Source organism: Enterococcus pseudoavium NBRC 100491 (genome assembly GCF_001544295.1).
Classification (GTDB): domain Bacteria; phylum Bacillota; class Bacilli; order Lactobacillales; family Enterococcaceae; genus Enterococcus_A; species Enterococcus_A pseudoavium.
In genome coordinates, this window is record NZ_BCQF01000007.1 from 1 (window position 1) to 19,290 (window position 19,290).

Here is a 19,290-nt window from a genome sequence, read left to right on the forward strand (position 1 = left end):
TTGCCTTTGTGCTTAGCGCAATATCTATTGTTTTAGAGCTATGTTGTTTTGAATGCTTCCAAAACTCAGTCTTTTGATCTGTTCGCGGCCCTCGCGTTTTAGAGCTATGTTGTTTTGAATGCTTCCAAAACCGGAATTCTTGAATTGCTGGATCAAGAATAGTTTTAGAGCTATGTTGTTTTGAATGCTTCCAAAACAATGGTTCAACGTATCCAAACCAAATATGCGGTTTTAGAGCTATGTTGTTTTGAATGCTTCCAAAACAAATGCGACCAAATCAACGTAAGGCAGACAGTTTTAGAGCTATGTTGTTTTGAATGCTTCCAAAACTCCTGAAACGGTGTAGCGTTCGTCCTCCACGTTTTAGAGCTATGTTGTTTTGAATGCTTCCAAAACAAAGATGCCAGCGGAAACAGAGAGACTGATGTTTTAGAGCTATGTTGTTTTGAATGCTTCCAAAACTTAAAATCTGAATATGCAGGATATACTTTTGTTTTAGAGCTATGTTGTTTTGAATGCTTCCAAAACGAATTATCCAAAAATGGCAACACGTCTTTAGTTTTAGAGCTATGTTGTTTTGAATGCTTCCAAAACTCAAAGAAAGATAGACTGGTCGAGAGTGATGTTTTAGAGCTATGTTGTTTTGAATGCTTCCAAAACCTAAAAGAATAGCCGTATGCCCGTTATTACGTTTTAGAGCTATGTTGTTTTGAATGCTTCCAAAACTGTTCCAGTTCCATAAACGCCAATCTTGCTGTTTTAGAGCTATGTTGTTTTGAATGCTTCCAAAACGTTCGTGTTAATGATGATTTTCACAACTCCGTTTTAGAGCTATGTTGTTTTGAATGCTTCCAAAACAGTAATATGCTGGGAACGTTTCTGTAATAAGTTTTAGAGCTATGTTGTTTTGAATGCTTCCAAAACATATACTAGTGAAGGTCGATTAAATGGATAGTTTTAGAGCTATGTTGTTTTGAATGCTTCCAAAACAAATTATTTTTGGCAACACTCGATATGTTGAGTTTTAGAGCTATGTTGTTTTGAATGCTTCCAAAACGACAGTTTGTTCAACGTATTCGCTAGAAGAGTTTTAGAGCTATGTTGTTTTGAATGCTTCCAAAACTATATGAGTGATGGAAATGGCGCGTATGTCTGTTTTAGAGCTATGTTGTTTTGAATGCTTCCAAAACAGAACTACAAGCTCATATTGATGCTGTGAAGTTTTAGAGCTATGTTGTTTTGAATGCTTCCAAAACAATAGCGATATTGCACGTTTAAAAGGTGCTGTTTTAGAGCTATGTTGTTTTGAATGCTTCCAAAACGTATGCAGGGGTATGGGAAAACTATTTCGCGTTTTAGAGCTATGTTGTTTTGAATGCTTCCAAAACAATTGATAGCGATGAAATTGACTTGTACGAGTTTTAGAGCTATGTTGTTTTGAATGCTTCCAAAACTTAAAAACGAATCATGATTTGGCACAAATTGTTTTAGAGCTATGTTGTTTTGAATGCTTCCAAAACCACCCGAACCGGTCAACTTAATGAGCGGTTGTTTTAGAGCTATGTTGTTTTGAATGCTTCCAAAACATAATAATCGTTTGCTTCTAAACGGAGTTCGTTTTAGAGCTATGTTGTTTTGAATGCTTCCAAAACCATCTATTGCCGGTTTTAACGAAATTGGTACGTTTTAGAGCTATGTTGTTTTGAATGCTTCCAAAACGCAAGTTCATAAGTGCCGTTATAACCCGTAGTTTTAGAGCTATGTTGTTTTGAATGCTTCCAAAACCAAAACAAACATCACCGCCTGCTGTAATTAGTTTTAGAGCTATGTTGTTTTGAATGCTTCCAAAACTCCTAGCCGTTCAGGTGGTACAGACTGTTCGTTTTAGAGCTATGTTGTTTTGAATGCTTCCAAAACTTATCCGCTTGTTGGGCCGCCAACTTACGAGTTTTAGAGCTATGTTGTTTTGAATGCTTCCAAAACAGTGTGTCTGCCACTTCTTCCCGGTATCCTGTTTTAGAGCTATGTTGTTTTGAATGCTTCCAAAACAGTGGATTATAAAACAGGGAATAGATCCACGTTTTAGAGCTATGTTGTTTTGAATGCTTCCAAAACCCTCCAAGGCGTAGCAGTAAATCCGAGACGGTTTTAGAGCTATGTTGTTTTGAATGCTTCCAAAACTCGTCACGCAAGTATTTGCTTCCGGCTTATTGACATAGGAGTCTAGTTTGCTATAAAGAATAACAGTAAGCGTTTAGATATGGAGTGCATCGGTTTAACGTCCGATGCACTTTTTTTAATACATCCAGCCTTCATTTTTTACGCTAACACCACGTCTTTTCCACTGCCCAATATAAAAGATGATAATTAAAAAGGAGCGAAAAGGGCAGCTAAATAATTACAAGCTACACAAAAAAAGAACCCACGATAAATTCATGGGCTCTTTTCCTTTACTCTCTTCAAGGGGCTTTCAAAGCCCTAAAATACGAATATAATCTTTTTTCGCGGACAATACGCGGAATACTTTGATAAGTTGACCGTCAAACTCGTAAAAAACAAGGTAATCTTCAATAACCAAATATCTCATATTTGTCGGAATCGAAGTTTTTTTATCAAGTGGAGCTCCTGACAATGGGTGCGTTTGGAGTTGCTCCAAACCATCAAAAATATGTTTCAACAAAGAATCTACAGTATTTTCATAAGCACCAAGCTCTGTTAAATAGAAGGTAATTTCATTTAAGTCGCGCTCAACCTGTGCTGCAATCGACAGTTGGTATTTTCTATTCGTCATGCGCTTTAGAAGCCGTTCTAGATTTTAACTGATCCAATGTCAAAGGGGTTTCTGTCTCAAAAGACTGGACTCCTTTTTGGAGTTCAGTAAACAATTCAATCGTCGCATTCATTTTCGTCCATTCAGTGTAATCTGCAACCACGTATTTCGGACGTCCATTTTTCGTAAGAATCACTTGGTTTCCTTCGTCAATACTACTAAGGGCCTTGTTGTAAAATCTCATATCGGACACAGGTAAGATATTTTCCATTTAAATCACCTCTTGTAAGTATCATACCATGTTTTAATTAAATTTTTAATTAAAATGATGTTTTTTCCTCTATACCATCAAGTGGCGACAAATGTTTATCATGTAATAGAAGGAAAGTAATTTATGGGAAATTGAGAAAAGATATTGGGAGGCTCTTTCTTAAGCATAGTAAGGCTGAATTAGAAACTGCTCGCAAAATATTTGAGAGCAGAGGAATCAGATACTCATATTCGGGATAGTATAAGTAATCGAGAATACGTTGATCCATTCAAAAAGGAACAAATAGACGAATAAATGAATGAAAGAAGTGTGTTGAGGGGTTGATGGTCTTTTAGAAAGCTCTATATCGGCTCAAAGATTGAAAATTTAAAACAAAAGACAAAAAAACTCCGTCTACTTATCAATAGTAGGCGGAGTTTTTGGCTGGCTTATTTTTTCAGATCGACGACATTATCAAGGACTGGTGTGTCAGGTCTTTCATAGTGGAAATTCGAAGTATCGTATTTGAAATTGTATTTGTTACCTAAGAAATATTTCGCGATATGGAGTGTGCGGTCGCTGGAGCGTTCTAAGTTGGAACTAATGTCGATCAGTAAGACGCCGTCTGCGGCCCGTCCTTCACCTTTGGTCATAAGCTTAATGTATTTTTGGCGTAATAGTTCCACCAATTGATTGATTTCTTCTTCACGATAAAGCATTTTTTGTGCTAGATCGATATCGTCATTTTCTAAGACTTGCAAGGCGTCGTGAATATTCTTTAATACCTTATCGAATAGGCGTTCAAGGTCCTCATCTTGCAACAGGAAGGTTTGGCGGTTATTTGTTGTTTTAGTCTTATTGCGTTTATCTTTGGCCCGTTGTTTTTCTTCTAAAGCAATCGATTCTTCGACGTAGCGGATGATATTCATCGAATGGTCGCCGATTCGTTCAAAATCTTTGGTGAATTCTAAAAGCATCGCCTGTTCCTGACTTTCTAAAGGTGAAAGGCCGGTGGCAGAAATTTTAACGAGGTATTCGGTTAATTCGATATCGCATTGATTGATGGCCTCTTCGTATTGCCGGACATCTTCGTACCATTCTTCTTTATTGTCGTGATAATATTTTCGCGCTCCTTTTAAAGAAGAGAGGACATAATTCCCCATTTGGATGATCTCACCTTTGGCTTGCTCGATCGCCATGACCGACGAAGCGTGGATGAGCGGTTCACTCAATGTTACTGGGCGAATATTCAAATTCTTCTCGCTGCCAGGAACAATCTTTTTGACCAGCATCTCGATTTGTGGGATGAACCAAAACTGGATCGCCAGATTTGATAAATTGAAGAGCCCATGGGCAAAAGCGAGTTGCATCGCGGGATTCAATCCTAATCTGTCAGCGAAGAAAACGACGACAGAAGTGAAGGGCGTCAATAAAATCGTAAAGATCAGAGCACCAACTAGATTGAAGATAACGTGAGAGGCGGCTGTTCGTTTGGCGGCGACACTGGCACCTAGACAAGCGATGATGGCAGTGATCGTCGTTCCGATATTATCTCCGAATAAAATCGGCAAGGCCGCTCCTAACGTAACGCTTCCTTGCATATATAATTGCTGAAGGATCCCAATCGTCGCACTAGAACTTTGCAAGACCATCGTTAATAAGGTTCCGATACCGACACCTAATACTGGATGGTGGGCAACACTGATCATTAAGTCGTTAAATTGTGGCAAATCCTTCAAAGGGTCCATCGCGGCGCCCATCAATTTTAAGCCATAAAACAGCGCACCGAAGCCAAACAAGATTTGACCAATCGATTGGAGTGAATTACGTTTGGCAAAAAAGAGCAGAATCGCTCCAGCACCAATGATCGGTAATGCATATTCACTTAAATTAAAGCCAATGATGAAAGCGGTAACGGTTGTTCCCACATTAGCCCCCATGATGACCCCGATGGCTTGTCGCAAGGTCATAAAGCCGGCACTAACGAGTCCGACGGCTAAAACGGTCGTTCCTGAACTACTTTGGATCAAACCAGTCACAATGATTCCGGCTAAAACGGCTCGAAACGGTGTTGACGTAAAACGATTTAGGATCTCTCTTAACCGATTACCGGCGGCTTTTTGCAGCCCGTCTCCTAAATATTTGATTCCAAAAAGGAAAATCCCCAATCCACCTAAGAAAGTGAAAAGCATTTCTTGATAAGACATAATGCGTCCTCCGCTAAATATTTTTTTGCATACTACTTACAAAATAATAGATTCACAAGGAAAAAGAAAGCCTTTTATTAAAAAAACATTTGATTTTTTCAAAACTTTTGCTTATTTTGAACTTATTGACGGGAAAAGAAAAAATAGTCGCTCGCTCCCACAGGAATTCTTTTGTATTTTCAAGCGCTTTCGGCTACTCTTATAGTAGAAAGATTTAATTAGGAGGCGTGGTCGGATGCTTTATGGAAAGAAAGATCGAAGAGAAGCCAGTTATTTGGAACCGATTTTTGGTTCGACGAATGAAGGTGAAACCTTGCCTTCGTATCATTTAGGGGAAAAATCGATTGAACCGCGGATCGCTTATCAAATGATTAAGGATGATTTATTAGATGAAGGGAACTCACGCTTGAATCTAGCGACTTTTTGTCAAACCTTTATGGAACCAGAAGCAGTCAGATTGATGAGTGAAACTCTCGATAAAAATATGATTGATAAATCGGAATATCCTCGCACAGCAGAAATGGAAAATCGCTGCGTTAATATGATCGCGGATCTCTGGCATGCTGGTGGAGCGGAAAAATATATCGGGACATCGACGATTGGTTCTTCGGAAGCCTGTATGTTAGCGGGGCTGGCCATGAAATTTGCTTGGCGCAAGCGTGCTGAAAAATTAGGGGTGGATATTCAGGCCAAGAGACCAAATTTGATCATCTCTTCGGGCTATCAAGTCTGTTGGGAAAAATTCTGTGTTTACTGGGATATTGAGCTGCGAGAGATTCCAATGTCTGCGGATCATTTGTCCTTAGATGTGGAAAAGGCGGTGGAAGCGGTAGATGACTATACGATTGGGATCGTTGGGATTTTAGGTATCACTTATACCGGCCAATACGATGATATCAAAAAATTGGATCAATTAGTCGAAGCCTACAACCAGCAGACTGAGCACAAAGTCTATATTCATGTGGATGGGGCTTCAGGGGGACTTTATGCGCCGTTTGTTGAACCGGAATTGGTTTGGGATTTTCAATTGAAAAATGTGATCTCGATCAATGCTTCGGGGCATAAATATGGTTTGGTCTATCCGGGGGTTGGTTGGATTGTCTGGCGCGATGAAAAATATTTATCGGAAGAATTAGTCTTTAAAGTCAGCTATCTCGGCGGTGAAATGCCCACGATGGCGATCAATTTTTCCCATAGTGCGTCTCAGATGATCGGGCAATATTATAATTTTGTTCGGTTTGGCTTTGAAGGCTATCAAAGTATTCATCGTCGGACACATGATGTAGCGGTCTATTTAGCGAAAGAAATCGCGCGCTCACGTCATTTTACGCTGATTAATGATGGTCAGCAGCTGCCGTTAGTTTGTTATAAGCTGGCAGAAGATGCTGAGCGAAAATGGACTTTGTATGATTTGTCGGATCGTTTATTAATGAAAGGCTGGCAAGTCCCAACGTATCCGCTACCGAAAAATTTAGATGACCAAGTCATTCAGCGAATCGTCGTGCGGAGTGATTTTGGCATGAACATGGCCCATGATTTTATTGAAGATTTGCGGCAAGCCATCAAAGAATTAGAAAACAGCCACTTAGTTTTTCACGAAGAAACAGAAATTAAAAATTATGGCTTCACCCATTAAATAAATCAAAGGAGGCGTTTTAAATGAAAGTAGTTTTTCATGTTGATGAGTTGGGAATGATCAGAGAGGCGCGTCATAATATTGAGCATATCTTATTGTCGGAGCCTAAAGCAGACATCGTACTATTGATGAATGGTGAGGCGATCCAAGGCTATTTGTTGCCACGGGTGATCAAATTTATGAAGGAATATCCTCATGTCACCTATCAAGCCTGTCATCACTCCATGCGGAACTTCCATGTCCGTTCCAAGCAAATGCACGAACAAGTCGAAATCATTGAATCCGGCGTGATCGGATTAGTGAATCTGCAAGAGCAAGGATATTCTTATATCAAATGTTGAGCTGATGAATAGAATAAAGCCTTTTAAAAAGCAGAGCAGTCAGCCCACCTAAAGGGGCTTACTGCTCTGCTTTTTCGTTCCACTTTTTAGGGCTCCAAATGTTGCCCTCTAGTGCGACTTGTAAGCTTTCGTTATCATCTTCTAATTGCTCGATGTATTTGATGGTTTCTGTGATGACAAATTGATATTTTTCGTCAGAAATTGTCGCTAATTGTTCCGCTAACCAAGTATTTCGCATTTACTTCACCTCAAAAGCAGTGTAGCATAGAAGCAGCAGAAGATCGGCAAATGATGCTTGGGAGGAAACGTACAATGGAGATGAATGAAAGCGTTCTTTTGGAGGTGCAAGAGGAGTTAACGGCTGCTAAAAAAGAGTTGGAACGACTGGAAGGATTAACATTTATCAGTGAGTTAAAGGAAGAGCGGATCAAAACATTGCGTCAGGATATCCAACATGCGGAAGCATTTATCTTAGGGCAAGCAAATCCTTAGCCTTCTATTTTCACTAATGATAGAATGAAAGTAACAACAATTTTGTCAATAGGAGGAAATATGATGGCGAATAATGACGAATTAAAAGGGAAATTGAACGAAGCAAAAGGGAAAATAACAGATGATGAGTCAACTGAATTAAAAGGAAAAATCCAACAAGGCTTAGGTAAAGCGAAGGATAAGGCGAAGGAAACAGTCGATGAGGCAGCTGGTAAGCTTAATAAAAAGCTGGATGAAAATAACGAAGACTAGCTTTTTTTAAAGAAAATGGGATCCAACTCATGATGGAGTGGGGTCTCTTTTTTTGCAGAAATTTTTTTGCTAGATGAAAAGCCGCGTCTGTTCCTTTATAATAGAAGGAAGAATGAAGGAAGGAGCAGCTAATTTGCGCATTTTAATAGTCGGCGGTAAAGGAACGATCGGTCAAGCAATTGTCGAAAAATTGCAAGGTGACCATGAATTGATCACAGCTGGTAGAACGAGCGGTGATGTTCAAGTAGATTTGACTTCAGTGGAAAGTATTGAAGCGCTATTTAAAAAAGTGGGATATGTCGATGCAATCGTGAATGCTTCAGGTACAGCCAAATTTAAATTGGTGGAGGAAATGACACCGACGGATAATTTGGTAGCGGTTCAAAGTAAATTGCTGGGCCAAATCAACTTAGCTTTGATCGGGCAAAAATACTTGCGGAGAGAAGGCAGTATTACCTTAACGACGGGGATCATGAAGGACGACCCGATTCCTGGCGGGGCCTCAGCGGCAATGGCAAACGGCGGAGTCTTAGCTTTTGTCAAATCAGCAGCGATTGATTTTACCCAAGGGATTCGGATCAATTGTGTCAGTCCGAATGTGCTAGTGGAATCCTATGAAAAATATCAAGCTGCCTTCAAAGGATTTGACCCGGTACCGGTAGAGCGAGTGGCACTGGCGTATGTCAAAAGTGTTGAAGGTAAACAAACAGGACAAGAATACCAAGTGTACTAAAAATTTGTGCTAAGCAGGCAGAGCACTGTTTGTGATTACTTATTAGAGGAGGAAGAGATGATTAAAGCAGTAGCAGTTGATATGGATGGCACTTTTTTGAATAGTCAAAATGATTACGACCGTCCACGTTTTGAACGGATTTTTTCACACATGCAGGAAAAAGGGATTCGCTTTATTGTAGCTAGCGGGAACCAGTACTATCAATTAAAATCATTTTTTCCCGAAAATGCGGATCAGATGACTTTTATATCAGAAAATGGCGCGTTGACTTTCAAAGATCAGGAGCTAGTGCAAGAGCAACATTTTGCTCCGGAATTAGTTGATAAAATTATCGACTTTTTAACGGATGAGAGCAACGATTTAGAATTTATCGCTTGTGGGATCAAATCATCCTATGTGCTAAAAAGCGCGAGTGAACAATTTAAACAATTTGCTCGGATCTATAATTATGAGTTGGCTGAGTTAGCTAGTTTTGCAGAACGTCCGACTGATCCAATCGTGAAGTTTGCGTTGGATGTCGCCGTAGAAAAAACCAATCAGATCGCAGATCATTTGAACGAAACATTTGCCGGTGAAATCACGGCTGTAACTAGCGGGCATGGCAGTATCGATATCATCATTCCCGGTGTGACCAAAGGCCGAGCGATCGAAGCGTTGTTAGCGGAATGGGGGATCGAACCCAATGAATTGGCTGCTTTTGGCGATGCTAATAATGATCGTGAAATGCTGGCATTGACGGAACATAGTTATGCGATGAAAGAAAGTAGCCCCGAAGTTTTAGCAACGGCTAAAAAACAGGCGCCTTCGAATAATGATTCAGGAGTCTTACAGGTATTGGAAGAACTATTGCAATAAAACCACGGGAAGACAGCGAAACAGACTGTTTTCCCGTTTTTTTGTGGTTCTGTTTACATAGCACGATGGGTTTGCGCTAAACTGTGCAAAAAATGCGGTGAAAGCAGGTCTCAGAAGAATTTGTTTACGATTAGAATGAGCTGTTTTGAAAGTAAAAAAAAGCTGAGAATAATAGAATTTCGCTAAATATGACTTGTAGTATATACTATAATGTATATACTTGATCACGAGTAATAGTATCCCGCCGTTTGCGGCATCAGAGGGTGAAAATTTACTAGTTTTCATTACTAATAAAGGAGAAACTATGGAAGATAAGAAAACCACCAAAGCAAAATTTGACCAAGTTTCGGCAGAGATCGAACAGCGGATCCATGATGGGGTATATGTAAGTTCCCAAAAATTGCCGTCAGAATATGATTTAGCAAAAGAATTTGGTTGTAGCCGTTTGACGGTTCGTAAAGCGATCGACGATTTGATCAGTAAAAATATTTTAGTTAAACGTCGTGGAAAAGGTAGCTATGTGATGTCCCAGCAAAAAATCCAAAGCGGACGTTCGGGGCTGCAAGGGTTTACGGAAGCGGCTAAAGCTTATGGTAAAACGAGTCGAACAGAAGTCATTTCATTTGAAAAAGTAGCTGAACCAACGGAAGATATTTTAAGCGCTTTACAGTTAGAAGAAGATCAGCCAATCTATGAATTGGTTCGTCGCCGGATTCTCGATGAAGAACCGATGACAGTGGAAAAAATTTATCTAGCGGAAGCTTTCGTGGCCGGATTAACGAAGGAAGATTTTAGCGGATCGTTATTTAAATTATTAGAACAAAAGACGGAAATTGCTTATTCCCACCAAGAAGTGGAAGCGATTTTAGTCAAGCCGGAGCTGTCTGAATTATTGGAAGTACCGATGGGCGATCCTTTGTTGCAGGTTTATTCAGTAACCTATGCTTTAGACGCGACACCGATCTTTTATGATATTTCTTATTATCGTTCAGATCGTTACGTATTCAAAACAACATTGACCCGTTATGGTCATTAGGAGGCTTATCATGGAAATGGATTTTAGCAAAATAATTGAGGCGCACAAAGAAGAATTTTATCGGGATCTCGATCAAGTCATGCAAATTCAAAGTGTAAAAGGGACACCGGTTGAGGGAGCACCCTTTGGTCAAGGTCCGAAAGAAGCTTTAATGGTCGTAATGGAATTAGCAAAAAGTTATGGTTTTGAGACGAAGATCGTGAATGATGCGGTTGGTTATGCTCAATGGGGCGAAGGCGATGAGTATATTGGCGTAGTCGGTCATTTGGACGTTGTACCAGCTGGGGAAGGTTGGTCATTTCCGCCCTTTAAGTTAAGTAAAAAAGGAGAGCGCTTTTATGGTCGCGGGATTTTAGATAATAAGGGGCCGATCATGGCTTGTCTATTTGGTTTGAAACTTTTGAAAGACAGCGGGATCACCTTGAAGAAAACCATTCGAATCATTTTTGGGACGGATGAAGAAAATGGTAGTGGCGATATTCCGCTTTATTTAAGTGAAGAAAAAGCGCCCAGTTTTGGTTTTACACCGGATGGAAAATATCCGGTAGTCTACGGGGAGCGGGGAATCGTGAATTATGAGATCCTAACCGATTTTTCAGCCGATCAATTAGCAGTTTTAGGTGATTTCATTGGGGATCAAGCTCGCGACCATGTGCCTGACGATCTAGCAGTAGCCATCAATGGAAAAACGATCCAAGTTTTCGGTCAGCGAGCACCGTCGAATGCGCCTGAATTAGGGGTGAATGCGATTACGTTGTTAGCAGAAAAAATTAATCAGGAAAAATCAGTGAGTGGAAAATTAGCAGCTTACTTTGCTTGGCTCGAAGCCAGCTTGAAAGATAAGCATGCGGGGCAAGGCTTAGGGATTGCTTTTTCTGATGCCGACAGTGGCAATTTAATGGTCACACCATACGAGTTGGAAAAAAAAGATGGCAGATTGTCACTAGCGTTGGCGGTTCGTTATCCGGTTTCGATCACAGAAGAAGAAGTCACGGAAGCATTGGCCAAACATTTGCCAGCCGATAGTCAATTAACGGTTGTTCGGCGAATCAAGAGCCATCATTTTCCGAAAGAGGATCCAAATGTTCAACGACTGTCTAACGTATATGAAGAAGTCACTGAATTAGATGGCACTCCAGTTACAACGACGGGAGCGACCTACGCCCGATTTGTTCCCAATATTGTTGCATTTGGTCCATCTTTCCCTGGACAAAAAGGAATCGCTCATAATCAGGATGAATACATGGATGAAAAAGATCTACTATTAAATATGGAAATTTATCTACGTGGGATGTTAGCGTTAGCTGAAAAATAACTCCCAAAAGAAGTTGCGACAAATTATTGTCGCAACTTCTTTTTTTCATGAAAAATTGGCTAGTTTAGAAAACGCTTAAAAATAATAGAGAAATTACAAATATAGTATATACAAAACAGTATATACTATCTATAATAAAATCAGATTTGAAATGAAAACGGTAACGAGAGGGGAATAAATGATGGCGTGGGGAGCAATTGCCACATGGCGGATGGCACACGATGGTGTAGTCGAAGCCTTACGATTATTAGAAAAGCAGCAAACGGCCGGCGATGCAGTCGAGACTTTAATCAAAACAGTCGAGGATTATCCATATTATAAATCCGTTGGTTTTGGCGGATTGCCAAATGCTGAAGGAATCCTAGAGATGGACGCAGCCTTTATGCATGGAGATACATTTGAAATTGGTGCGGTAGCGGGAATTACGGATGTAAAAAATCCTATCTCAGTGGCGCGAAAACTTAGCAAAGATAAATTCAACAGCTTTCGGGTTGGCGACGGTGCTACCAAGTATTCAATGCTAGAAGGTTTTGAACGCAAAAGCATGCTGACCGAACGGGCCCATAAGATTTGGGAAAAAAGACTAAAAGAGATTCAAGAAAACAATCTGAACCCTTACGATGGCCATGATACAGTGGGCGCAGTCACTTTAGATCAAATGGGAACAATGACGGCAGGCACATCTAGTTCCGGTTTGTTTATGAAAAAACCTGGGCGCGTCGGTGATTCACCGTTATCCGGTTCCGGTTTTTACGTAGATAGTGAGATTGGTGGCGCGACAGCAACCGGGTTAGGCGAAGATTTAATGAAAGGTTGTCTATCGTATGAGATTGTTCGTTTGATGGGTGAAGGCTTTACCCCGCAAGCAGCTTGCGATAAGGCGGTCTATGAGTTTCATGATAAATTGACCGCTCGTTACGGCAAGGCCGGCGCTTTTTCACTAATCGCGATGAATAACCAAGGCGAGTGGGGCGTGGCTACCAACGTCGAATTTACTTTCAGTGTCGGCAATGATCAGGAAGCACCGCAAATCTTTATTGCCAACATGGGCACTGATCATACCACCGATATCCAACCGATCACCCAAGAGTGGTTAGCAGCATATGAAAAACGGATCAAAGCACCGATTGACTAAATATAGGAGAGTGGAAATTATGAGTAAAAAGCAAATTTATCTATTTTGTGATGCAGGAATGTCAACTAGTATTATGGTTAACAAGATGATGGAAGTCGTTGAAAAGCATAATATGCCTTTACAGATCACGGCTTTTCCAGTCGCACGTTCACAAGAAGTGGTTGAAAAGGAAAAACCAGTAGCAATTCTTCTAGGGCCACAAGTGAAATTTTTATTAGAAAAAACAAAAGAACGTTTCGCGCCACAAGGAATCCCAGTTGCAGTCATTGCGCCTGAAATTTATGGCATGATGGATGGCGAAAAAGCGATGAAAGAAGTTCTAAAATTAATCAAACAAAATAAAAAATAGTACGTGACCGATTGGAGGGAAAATAATGCAAAAATTTTTAAACTGGTTAGAAAAAGTTCTGACTCCTTTAGCAAAAGTCATCGGGGAAAATAAATACTTGATTGCGATCCGTGACGGATTTTTGATTTCTACGCCATTATTGATTGTTGGGTCGTTCTTCTTGTTATTGGCAAACTTTCCGATTCCGAATTGGAGTGACATGATTTCTCCAATTTTAGGAAAAAATTGGGAATCGCTGATGTCTGTACCAGCTTCTGCGAGTTTTGATGTGATGACGATTTTAGCCGTTGTAGGGATTGCCTACAGCTTAGGTCGTCAGTTGGATATTGATGCGATTCAGTCAGGGGCGTTGGCACTGGTATCATTTTTCATTTTAACCCCGTTCACGACACAGTTTACGCCGGAAAATAGTACCCAAGTGTTTGATGTAACGAGCCTGCCCTTAAAATGGATGGGTTCAAGCGGTTTGTTCTTAGGAATGATCATCGCATTAGTATCGACACGGATCTTTGCGGCAGTGATTCATCGCGGCTGGACAATTAAAATGCCAGAGGGCGTACCGCCGACCGTAGTAAAATCTTTTGAAGCCTTGATTCCAAGTTTTGTGGTTATAACGATTATGTTCGTGATTAATTGGTTAGTTTCTTTAACACCAATGGGTAATTTACAAGATGTGATCTTCAAATTCTTACAAACGCCATTATTAAGCTTAGGAAATACACTAGGTGCAATGATTGTTGCCTACTTGTTCTTACATTTCTTCTGGTTCTTTGGGATTAACGGAAGTAGCGTGGTTGGAGCGGTCTTCAATCCGGTACTACGAGCTTTATCCGTTGAAAACATGCAAGCCTTTAAAGATGGTCATGAAATTCCTAATATTATTACCGGACAATTTCAAGATATGTTCGCGACATTTGGTGGCGGTGGATCGACACTGTCATTGATTATTGTGATGGTGATTTTCTGTAAGAGCCAACGGGTGAAAAAATTATCACAACTTTCTTTAGTTCCAAGTATTTTTGGAATCAACGAACCAATTATTTTTGGACTACCGATTGTTCTAAATCCAATTATTTTAATTCCGTTTGCACTAGTACCAACAATTAACATTATTATTTCTTATTTTGCAATGGATTGGGGCTTAGTTCCTTATACGAATGGGATTCAATTACCTTGGACTGTCCCACCGATTATTTCAGGCTTTTTAGTCAGCGGCTGGCAGGCTTCTGTATTGCAAGCGTTGCTGATTGTTTTAGGAATGGTGATCTACTATCCGTTCATTAAAGTATTAGATGATCAGTACCTACGAGAAGAAAAAGAAGCAGAAGCACTGGAAAGTGAAGAAATTGACTTTGATAGCTTCAATTTTGATGAAATCTAAGTAGACTCCAGCGGGAAAAACTGCAAGAAGAACTACGAAAGAATTAGGAAAGCAAATCTGCTTTTAATGGAAGGAAAATTTAAATGAACGATGAACAATTACAAGTAGTCATGGGTTTGATCATGAATGCGGGCAATGCAAAAGGTGAAGCGGTGGCAGCTTTAGCAGCTGCTAAAGAGAACGATTTTGCTGCTGCTGAAGAACATATGAAAGCTGCCAATGAAGCACTAGTTGAGGCTCACAATACTCAAACGAGTTTACTGACCGCTGAAGCAAGTGGGAATCATTCAGAAGTTACGTTATTAATGGTTCATAGCCAGGATCATCTGATGAATGCAATTTCTTATCTAGGCTTGACGCAAGAGTTAATCGACGTGTACAAACGTTTAGCCGTTTTAGAAAAATAATGACGAATGAGGTTGTGACAAAAGTGGTCAGCTTCAAGAAATAAGAAGGAATTTCCGAAGAAGCTACTTTGCACCGTTTATTCGGAAAAGGGGGGATGACAAGACTTTTGTCATGCCCCTTTTTTTGGAGAAAAAAAGCGTTCGATCGGATTGATCGAGCGCTTTTAATAGTCATTCGGGTAATGGACGACAATAAATTTCACGATGTTATTGGTTAAATTGTCCCAATTATGGTTAATGGTAGAAAAATAATGGGCGGAATCCCCGGGATAGAGCTGATAGACTTTTTCTTCGATCACGAGGGTCAAGATTCCTTCTAAGACATAAATGAATTCTTCTCCTTGATGGGGATAAGTTGTCGGCAATTCGCGTTTTTGATGGGGCATAAGCTCAATCATCTTTGGAGCCATTTTTTTGTCATGCGGATGGTGACTGAGTTGTTTGGAGATCATATCGTTGAGTTTGTGGGTCACGGGTTGAGCATAACCGCGGATGATTGGCTTGCTTTCGGTATCATCCGTGAAAAAATAATTGATTTTCACATTGAATAATTCGGCAATATTCGCCAAATGTTCCACGGCAATCGTGGTGATGCCGCGCTCAAACTGTGATAAAAAACCGGTTGACAGCCCGGTTGCTTCTGACAGCTGTTTAAGGGTCATGTTGCGTTCGTTTCGCAAATTTTTTACTTTTTCGCCAATGTTCATCTGCATACTCCTAGTGTTTATGTTGCTTTTAGTATACCTGAAAAATAAAAAAAAGCCCAACATCATTAAGGTGAATAAAATAAGTCGTAATAGAATAATTTTTCACTAAAATGAAGAAAGCGCTTGCGGTGATGGCCGGGTGGTCTTATAATTAGTGATGGGAGGGGAGCACGTGAAGAGACCGACGATATTTAACATTCAAAAATTTTCAACCCACGACGGACCAGGGATTCGCACGACGATTTTTTTCAAAGGTTGTCCGATTAGATGTGAATGGTGTCACAATCCGGAAAGTCAGAAATATCGACCGGAAATCATGCTGAATAAATACGGCAAAGAAGAAATGATCGGTAAAGAGTATTCGTTGTCTGAGTTAGTCAAAAAAATTCAGGCAGATCAGATTTTTTATGATCAGTCGGGGGGCGGAGTAACTTTTTCTGGCGGTGAAGTAATGGCGCAAGAAATGGATTACGTGGTAGCATTGGCCAAAGAATGCCAACGTTTAGGAATCTCAGTTGCGATCGACACTTGCGGCGTGGCTCCCACTGAAAACTACCGGCGAATCTTGCCTTATGCAGATTTATTTTTATACGATTTAAAGTTCACTGATTCACAAAAACATCGTTTATATACCGGTGCCGGAAATCAATTGGTGTTGGAGAATCTACGCTTTTTAGCAAAAAATCAAGCAACGATCAATCTACGGTTGATTTTACTCGATGAGATCAACGCAGAAAAAGTTGATGCCGAAGCGATCATTAATTGGCTAGCACAAGAGGAAATTCATGTAAGTGAAATTTCTTTGTTGCCGTATCATGATTTCGGCCGTGACAAGTATGAGCGACTGAAACGCGTTTGTACTCAAAATTTTAAAAAACCGGCTGAGGAAAAGGTCGCCTTGGTGCAAAAAACCTATCAGGCGGCAGGCTATCAAGTGACGATTGGCGGCTAAGGGACAAAAATAGAAATAGGAGGAAAGAAAATGGCGGAATTAACACTGGAACCAACCCGTAGAGGGAGCACCGAGCGCATCAAGCGGTTACGGGAGATCAGCGACAAGGAATGTACACCGAGTATCTCGATGGAGCGAGCAGTCTTGCTGACGGAAGCTTATCAGAAATGGGAAGGCAAAGTTTCTGCTCCAGTTTTGCGGGGGCAAGCTTTTAAGTACATCATGTCTAAGCGAACCAATTACATCGAAAAAGGTTCGTTGATTTTAGGCGAGAAGGGTGAGCGACCATGGGCTGCGCCAACTTTTCCGGAATTGTGCTGTCATACCTTGGAAGATTTTGACAACATGCACAACCGAGAAAAAGTCTTTTTCCGAGTTAGTGAAGCAGACCGTAAGCTCCAAGAAGAGGTGATCATTCCTTATTGGCATGATCGTGCGATGATGACGCGGATGAATCGTTTATTGCCAGAAGAGTGGCATTTATTGTTTGATGCCGGCTTATATACCGAGTTTTTGATGCAACGGGGACCGGGGCATACCGTCGCGGACGGAAAAATGTATCAAAAAGGCTTCGCTGATTTCAAAGCGGAAATCCAACAGGAAATCGATAACTTGGATTACAACAACGATATGGAAGCCTTGAACAAACGGGAAGAATTAGAGGGTATGAAGCTAGTTTGCGAAGGCATGATTATTTTTGGGAAACGTTATGCTCAGCAATGTCGTGATTTGGCCGCAAAAGAAACCGATCCAAAGTGGCAGCAGGAACTTTTGGAATTAGCCGAGATTTGCGATGTGGTGCCGGAACACGCGCCACAGACTTTCCGGCAAGCAATCCAAATGTATTGGTTCACTCATATCGGTGTGACGGTTGAAATGAACAATTGGGATGCCTATTCGCCGGGAAAACTAGATCAGCATTTGGAACCTTTTTATGAAAAAGATCTGGCGGAAGGTCGCTTGACTCGCGAAGCCGCGCGGGAACTGTTAGAAAATCTGTGGATTCAATTTAATAATCAGCCAGCACCACCCAAAGTCGGGATTACTTTAAAAGAAAGTGGAACATATACGGATTTTTGTAATTTGAATACCGGAGCGCTACGACCGGACGGGACTAGCGGGGTCAGTGATGTCAGCTATTTGATTTTAGAAGTCATGGATGAAATGAAATTGTTACAGCCTAGCTCCAACGTTCAAATTTCCCGCAAAACGCCAGAAAAATTCTTGCGAGAAGCCTTAAAAGTCTCACGCAAAGGTTGGGGACAGCCGGCGATGTATAATTCCGAGGCGATCTTGGCGGAACTAAGTTATCTTGGGAAATCGGTCGATGATGCCCGTGAAAGCGGCATTTGTTCCGGTTGTGTCGAAGTTGGGGTGGCAGGAAAAGAAGCCTATGTCTTAACTGGCTATTTGAATATTCCAAAAGTCTTTGAACTGGCAATGAATCGCGGGTATGATCATTACACTGATAAACAAGTCGGGATTGATGTCGGTGATTTTACGAAGATGGAAACCTATGAGGAGGTTTTTGAAGCCTTCCATCAAGAATTGCAATACGTGGTGGACGTGAAGGTTGCCGGCAATAATATGATCGAACGGATGTACATGGAATTCATGCCGGTACCATTGCTGTCGGTCATGTCCGATGATTGTATCAAGGTCGGTAAAGACTACAATGCCGGCGGGGCGCGTTATAATACGAGCTACATCCAATGTGTCGGGATCGCCACGATCACCGATTCGCTAGCTGCGATCAAACGCAATGTCTTTGAAGAAAAAACGTTGACGATGGCGGAATTACTAGCTGCCTGTGAAGCCGACTTCGCAGGTTATGACGAGGTTTATGATCTCGTCTACAATGAAACGCCTAAATACGGCAATGATGATGAGTATGCGGATAGCTTATTGCGCGCGGTCGCAGCCTCACTGCAAGCAGTGATCGCGGGCCGTCCAACGCCTAAAGGCTCGAAAACAGTCGTGGAATTTTTACCAACGACCTGTCACGTTTACTTTGGTCAAGTGATGGAGGCCTCACCAAACGGACGCCATAAAGGGATTCCGTTACCAGATGGAATCTCACCGGAAAAAGGGGCCGATCGCAATGGGCCGACAGCGGTGATCAAGTCTGCCTCAAAAATCGATCAAACGAAAACCGGCGGGGCCTTGCTAAATCAGAAATTCACCCCAAGTGTTGTCGCTGGGGAAGCCGGGATCACCCATATGGCCGCCTTGGTTCGCAGTTACTTTGCTTTGGATGGTCATCATATTCAGTTTAACGTGATCGATCGAGAAACCTTAGTGAAGGCTCAGCAAAATCCGCAAGACTACGAAAACTTAATCGTGCGGGTAGCCGGTTACAGTGATTACTTCAATAATTTGGAAAAAGCCTTACAAGATGAGATTATTTCTCGAACGGAGCAAGCTTTCGGTTAAAACCAGTAAAAAACGACCGCGCGATTATCGCTAGGTCGT

19 protein-coding genes and 1 CRISPR repeat array are annotated in these 19,290 nt (G+C 41.1%); of the genes, 14 read left to right on the forward strand and 5 right to left on the reverse strand.

Annotation, left to right across the window (positions count from 1 at the left end):
* Positions 1-29 precede the first annotated feature (29 nt).
* Positions 30-2,181: a CRISPR direct-repeat array (repeat unit 36 nt; unit sequence GTTTTAGAGCTATGTTGTTTTGAATGCTTCCAAAAC).
* A 289-nt stretch (positions 2,182-2,470) separates the two neighbouring features.
* The 3 genes from EP1_RS04750 to EP1_RS04760 form a co-directional block, all read right to left on the reverse strand.
* Positions 2,471-2,791 carry a type II toxin-antitoxin system RelE/ParE family toxin gene (locus EP1_RS04750; RefSeq protein ID WP_067624281.1) on the reverse strand — a complete coding sequence of 107 codons (321 nt, stop codon included), beginning with the start codon at positions 2,789-2,791 and terminating at the stop codon, positions 2,471-2,473.
* Positions 2,781-3,041, reverse strand: a complete 261-nt coding sequence (locus tag EP1_RS04755; protein WP_067624283.1) for a type II toxin-antitoxin system prevent-host-death family antitoxin — start codon at positions 3,039-3,041, stop codon at positions 2,781-2,783. Before EP1_RS04755 ends, EP1_RS04750 begins: the two co-directional genes overlap by 11 nt.
* Before the next feature lie 428 nt (positions 3,042-3,469).
* A complete protein-coding gene (locus EP1_RS04760) occupies positions 3,470-5,227 on the reverse strand; it encodes a Na/Pi cotransporter family protein (protein WP_067624285.1) in 1,758 nt (585 codons plus the stop codon).
* Positions 5,228-5,462: 235 nt separating this feature from the next.
* Here EP1_RS04760 and gad point away from each other — a divergent pair, with 235 nt between their 5' ends.
* A complete protein-coding gene (gene gad, locus EP1_RS04765; RefSeq protein WP_067624287.1) occupies positions 5,463-6,863 on the forward strand; it encodes a glutamate decarboxylase in 1,401 nt (466 codons plus the stop codon).
* Between the two features lie 23 nt (positions 6,864-6,886).
* On the forward strand, positions 6,887-7,204 hold the full coding sequence (locus EP1_RS04770) for a DsrE family protein (protein ID WP_067624288.1): 318 nt from the start codon (positions 6,887-6,889) through the stop codon (positions 7,202-7,204).
* A gap of 58 nt (positions 7,205-7,262) precedes the next feature.
* Here the strand turns inward: EP1_RS04770 and EP1_RS04775 are convergent, their stop codons facing one another.
* On the reverse strand, positions 7,263-7,442 hold the full coding sequence (locus tag EP1_RS04775) for a hypothetical protein (protein WP_067624290.1): 180 nt from the start codon (positions 7,440-7,442) through the stop codon (positions 7,263-7,265).
* Between the two features lie 74 nt (positions 7,443-7,516).
* Between EP1_RS04775 and EP1_RS04780 the strand changes: the two genes are divergently transcribed.
* From EP1_RS04780 to EP1_RS04825, 10 genes are all read left to right on the forward strand, one after another.
* Positions 7,517-7,696 carry a hypothetical protein gene (locus tag EP1_RS04780; protein ID WP_067624293.1) on the forward strand — a complete coding sequence of 60 codons (180 nt, stop codon included), beginning with the start codon at positions 7,517-7,519 and terminating at the stop codon, positions 7,694-7,696.
* A gap of 63 nt (positions 7,697-7,759) precedes the next feature.
* Positions 7,760-7,948, forward strand: coding sequence for a CsbD family protein (locus EP1_RS04785; protein ID WP_067624296.1), 189 nt, complete (start codon positions 7,760-7,762; stop codon positions 7,946-7,948).
* 133 nt (positions 7,949-8,081) lie between these two features.
* A complete protein-coding gene (locus tag EP1_RS04790) occupies positions 8,082-8,681 on the forward strand; it encodes a short chain dehydrogenase (protein ID WP_067624531.1) in 600 nt (199 codons plus the stop codon).
* Between the two features lie 57 nt (positions 8,682-8,738).
* Positions 8,739-9,536, forward strand: coding sequence for a Cof-type HAD-IIB family hydrolase (locus EP1_RS04795; RefSeq protein WP_067624298.1), 798 nt, complete (start codon positions 8,739-8,741; stop codon positions 9,534-9,536).
* Positions 9,537-9,840: 304 nt separating this feature from the next.
* A complete protein-coding gene (locus tag EP1_RS04800; protein ID WP_067624301.1) occupies positions 9,841-10,572 on the forward strand; it encodes a GntR family transcriptional regulator, LSA1692 subfamily in 732 nt (243 codons plus the stop codon).
* Positions 10,573-10,588: 16 nt separating this feature from the next.
* Positions 10,589-11,887, forward strand: coding sequence for a M20 family metallopeptidase (locus EP1_RS04805; RefSeq protein WP_067624534.1), 1,299 nt, complete (start codon positions 10,589-10,591; stop codon positions 11,885-11,887).
* A gap of 181 nt (positions 11,888-12,068) precedes the next feature.
* Positions 12,069-13,022: a glycosylasparaginase gene (locus tag EP1_RS04810; RefSeq protein ID WP_067624538.1), complete on the forward strand. Its 954-nt coding sequence runs from the start codon at positions 12,069-12,071 to the stop codon at positions 13,020-13,022.
* Between the two features lie 19 nt (positions 13,023-13,041).
* Positions 13,042-13,371, forward strand: a complete 330-nt coding sequence (locus tag EP1_RS04815; protein WP_067624304.1) for a PTS sugar transporter subunit IIB — start codon at positions 13,042-13,044, stop codon at positions 13,369-13,371.
* 25 nt (positions 13,372-13,396) lie between these two features.
* Positions 13,397-14,752, forward strand: a complete 1,356-nt coding sequence (celB, locus tag EP1_RS04820; protein WP_067624307.1) for a PTS cellobiose transporter subunit IIC — start codon at positions 13,397-13,399, stop codon at positions 14,750-14,752.
* An 83-nt stretch (positions 14,753-14,835) separates the two neighbouring features.
* Complete coding sequence (locus EP1_RS04825; protein ID WP_067624310.1) at positions 14,836-15,159, forward strand: PTS lactose/cellobiose transporter subunit IIA; 324 nt, start codon at positions 14,836-14,838, stop codon at positions 15,157-15,159.
* A 164-nt stretch (positions 15,160-15,323) separates the two neighbouring features.
* Here the strand turns inward: EP1_RS04825 and EP1_RS04830 are convergent, their stop codons facing one another.
* Positions 15,324-15,866: a helix-turn-helix domain-containing protein gene (locus EP1_RS04830; protein ID WP_067624313.1), complete on the reverse strand. Its 543-nt coding sequence runs from the start codon at positions 15,864-15,866 to the stop codon at positions 15,324-15,326.
* Between the two features lie 172 nt (positions 15,867-16,038).
* Between EP1_RS04830 and EP1_RS04835 the strand changes: the two genes are divergently transcribed.
* Together EP1_RS04835 and hypD are read left to right on the forward strand one after the other, a co-directional pair.
* Complete coding sequence (locus tag EP1_RS04835; protein WP_067624316.1) at positions 16,039-16,818, forward strand: glycyl-radical enzyme activating protein; 780 nt, start codon at positions 16,039-16,041, stop codon at positions 16,816-16,818.
* A 30-nt stretch (positions 16,819-16,848) separates the two neighbouring features.
* The gene (hypD, locus tag EP1_RS04840; protein ID WP_067624319.1) at positions 16,849-19,251 is read left to right on the forward strand and encodes a trans-4-hydroxy-L-proline dehydratase; all 2,403 of its coding nucleotides are present in this window, start codon (positions 16,849-16,851) and stop codon (positions 19,249-19,251) included.
* Positions 19,252-19,290: the final 39 nt, after the last annotated feature.

Bases quoted from the DNA above. Each gene is read 5' to 3' on its own strand.
- EP1_RS04750 (WP_067624281.1), bottom strand. From the start codon at position 2,791: ATGACGAATAGAAAATACCAACTGTCGATTGCAGCACAGGTTGAGCGC.
- EP1_RS04755 (WP_067624283.1), bottom strand. From the start codon at position 3,041: ATGGAAAATATCTTACCTGTGTCCGATATGAGATTTTACAACAAGGCC.
- EP1_RS04760 (WP_067624285.1), bottom strand. From the start codon at position 5,227: ATGTCTTATCAAGAAATGCTTTTCACTTTCTTAGGTGGATTGGGGATT.
- gad (WP_067624287.1), top strand. From the start codon at position 5,463: ATGCTTTATGGAAAGAAAGATCGAAGAGAAGCCAGTTATTTGGAACCG.
- EP1_RS04770 (WP_067624288.1), top strand. From the start codon at position 6,887: ATGAAAGTAGTTTTTCATGTTGATGAGTTGGGAATGATCAGAGAGGCG.
- EP1_RS04775 (WP_067624290.1), bottom strand. From the start codon at position 7,442: ATGCGAAATACTTGGTTAGCGGAACAATTAGCGACAATTTCTGACGAA.
- EP1_RS04780 (WP_067624293.1), top strand. From the start codon at position 7,517: ATGGAGATGAATGAAAGCGTTCTTTTGGAGGTGCAAGAGGAGTTAACG.
- EP1_RS04785 (WP_067624296.1), top strand. From the start codon at position 7,760: ATGGCGAATAATGACGAATTAAAAGGGAAATTGAACGAAGCAAAAGGG.
- EP1_RS04795 (WP_067624298.1), top strand. From the start codon at position 8,739: ATGATTAAAGCAGTAGCAGTTGATATGGATGGCACTTTTTTGAATAGT.
- EP1_RS04800 (WP_067624301.1), top strand. From the start codon at position 9,841: ATGGAAGATAAGAAAACCACCAAAGCAAAATTTGACCAAGTTTCGGCA.
- EP1_RS04805 (WP_067624534.1), top strand. From the start codon at position 10,589: ATGGATTTTAGCAAAATAATTGAGGCGCACAAAGAAGAATTTTATCGG.
- EP1_RS04810 (WP_067624538.1), top strand. From the start codon at position 12,069: ATGGCGTGGGGAGCAATTGCCACATGGCGGATGGCACACGATGGTGTA.
- EP1_RS04815 (WP_067624304.1), top strand. From the start codon at position 13,042: ATGAGTAAAAAGCAAATTTATCTATTTTGTGATGCAGGAATGTCAACT.
- celB (WP_067624307.1), top strand. From the start codon at position 13,397: ATGCAAAAATTTTTAAACTGGTTAGAAAAAGTTCTGACTCCTTTAGCA.
- EP1_RS04825 (WP_067624310.1), top strand. From the start codon at position 14,836: ATGAACGATGAACAATTACAAGTAGTCATGGGTTTGATCATGAATGCG.
- EP1_RS04830 (WP_067624313.1), bottom strand. From the start codon at position 15,866: ATGAACATTGGCGAAAAAGTAAAAAATTTGCGAAACGAACGCAACATG.
- hypD (WP_067624319.1), top strand. From the start codon at position 16,849: ATGGCGGAATTAACACTGGAACCAACCCGTAGAGGGAGCACCGAGCGC.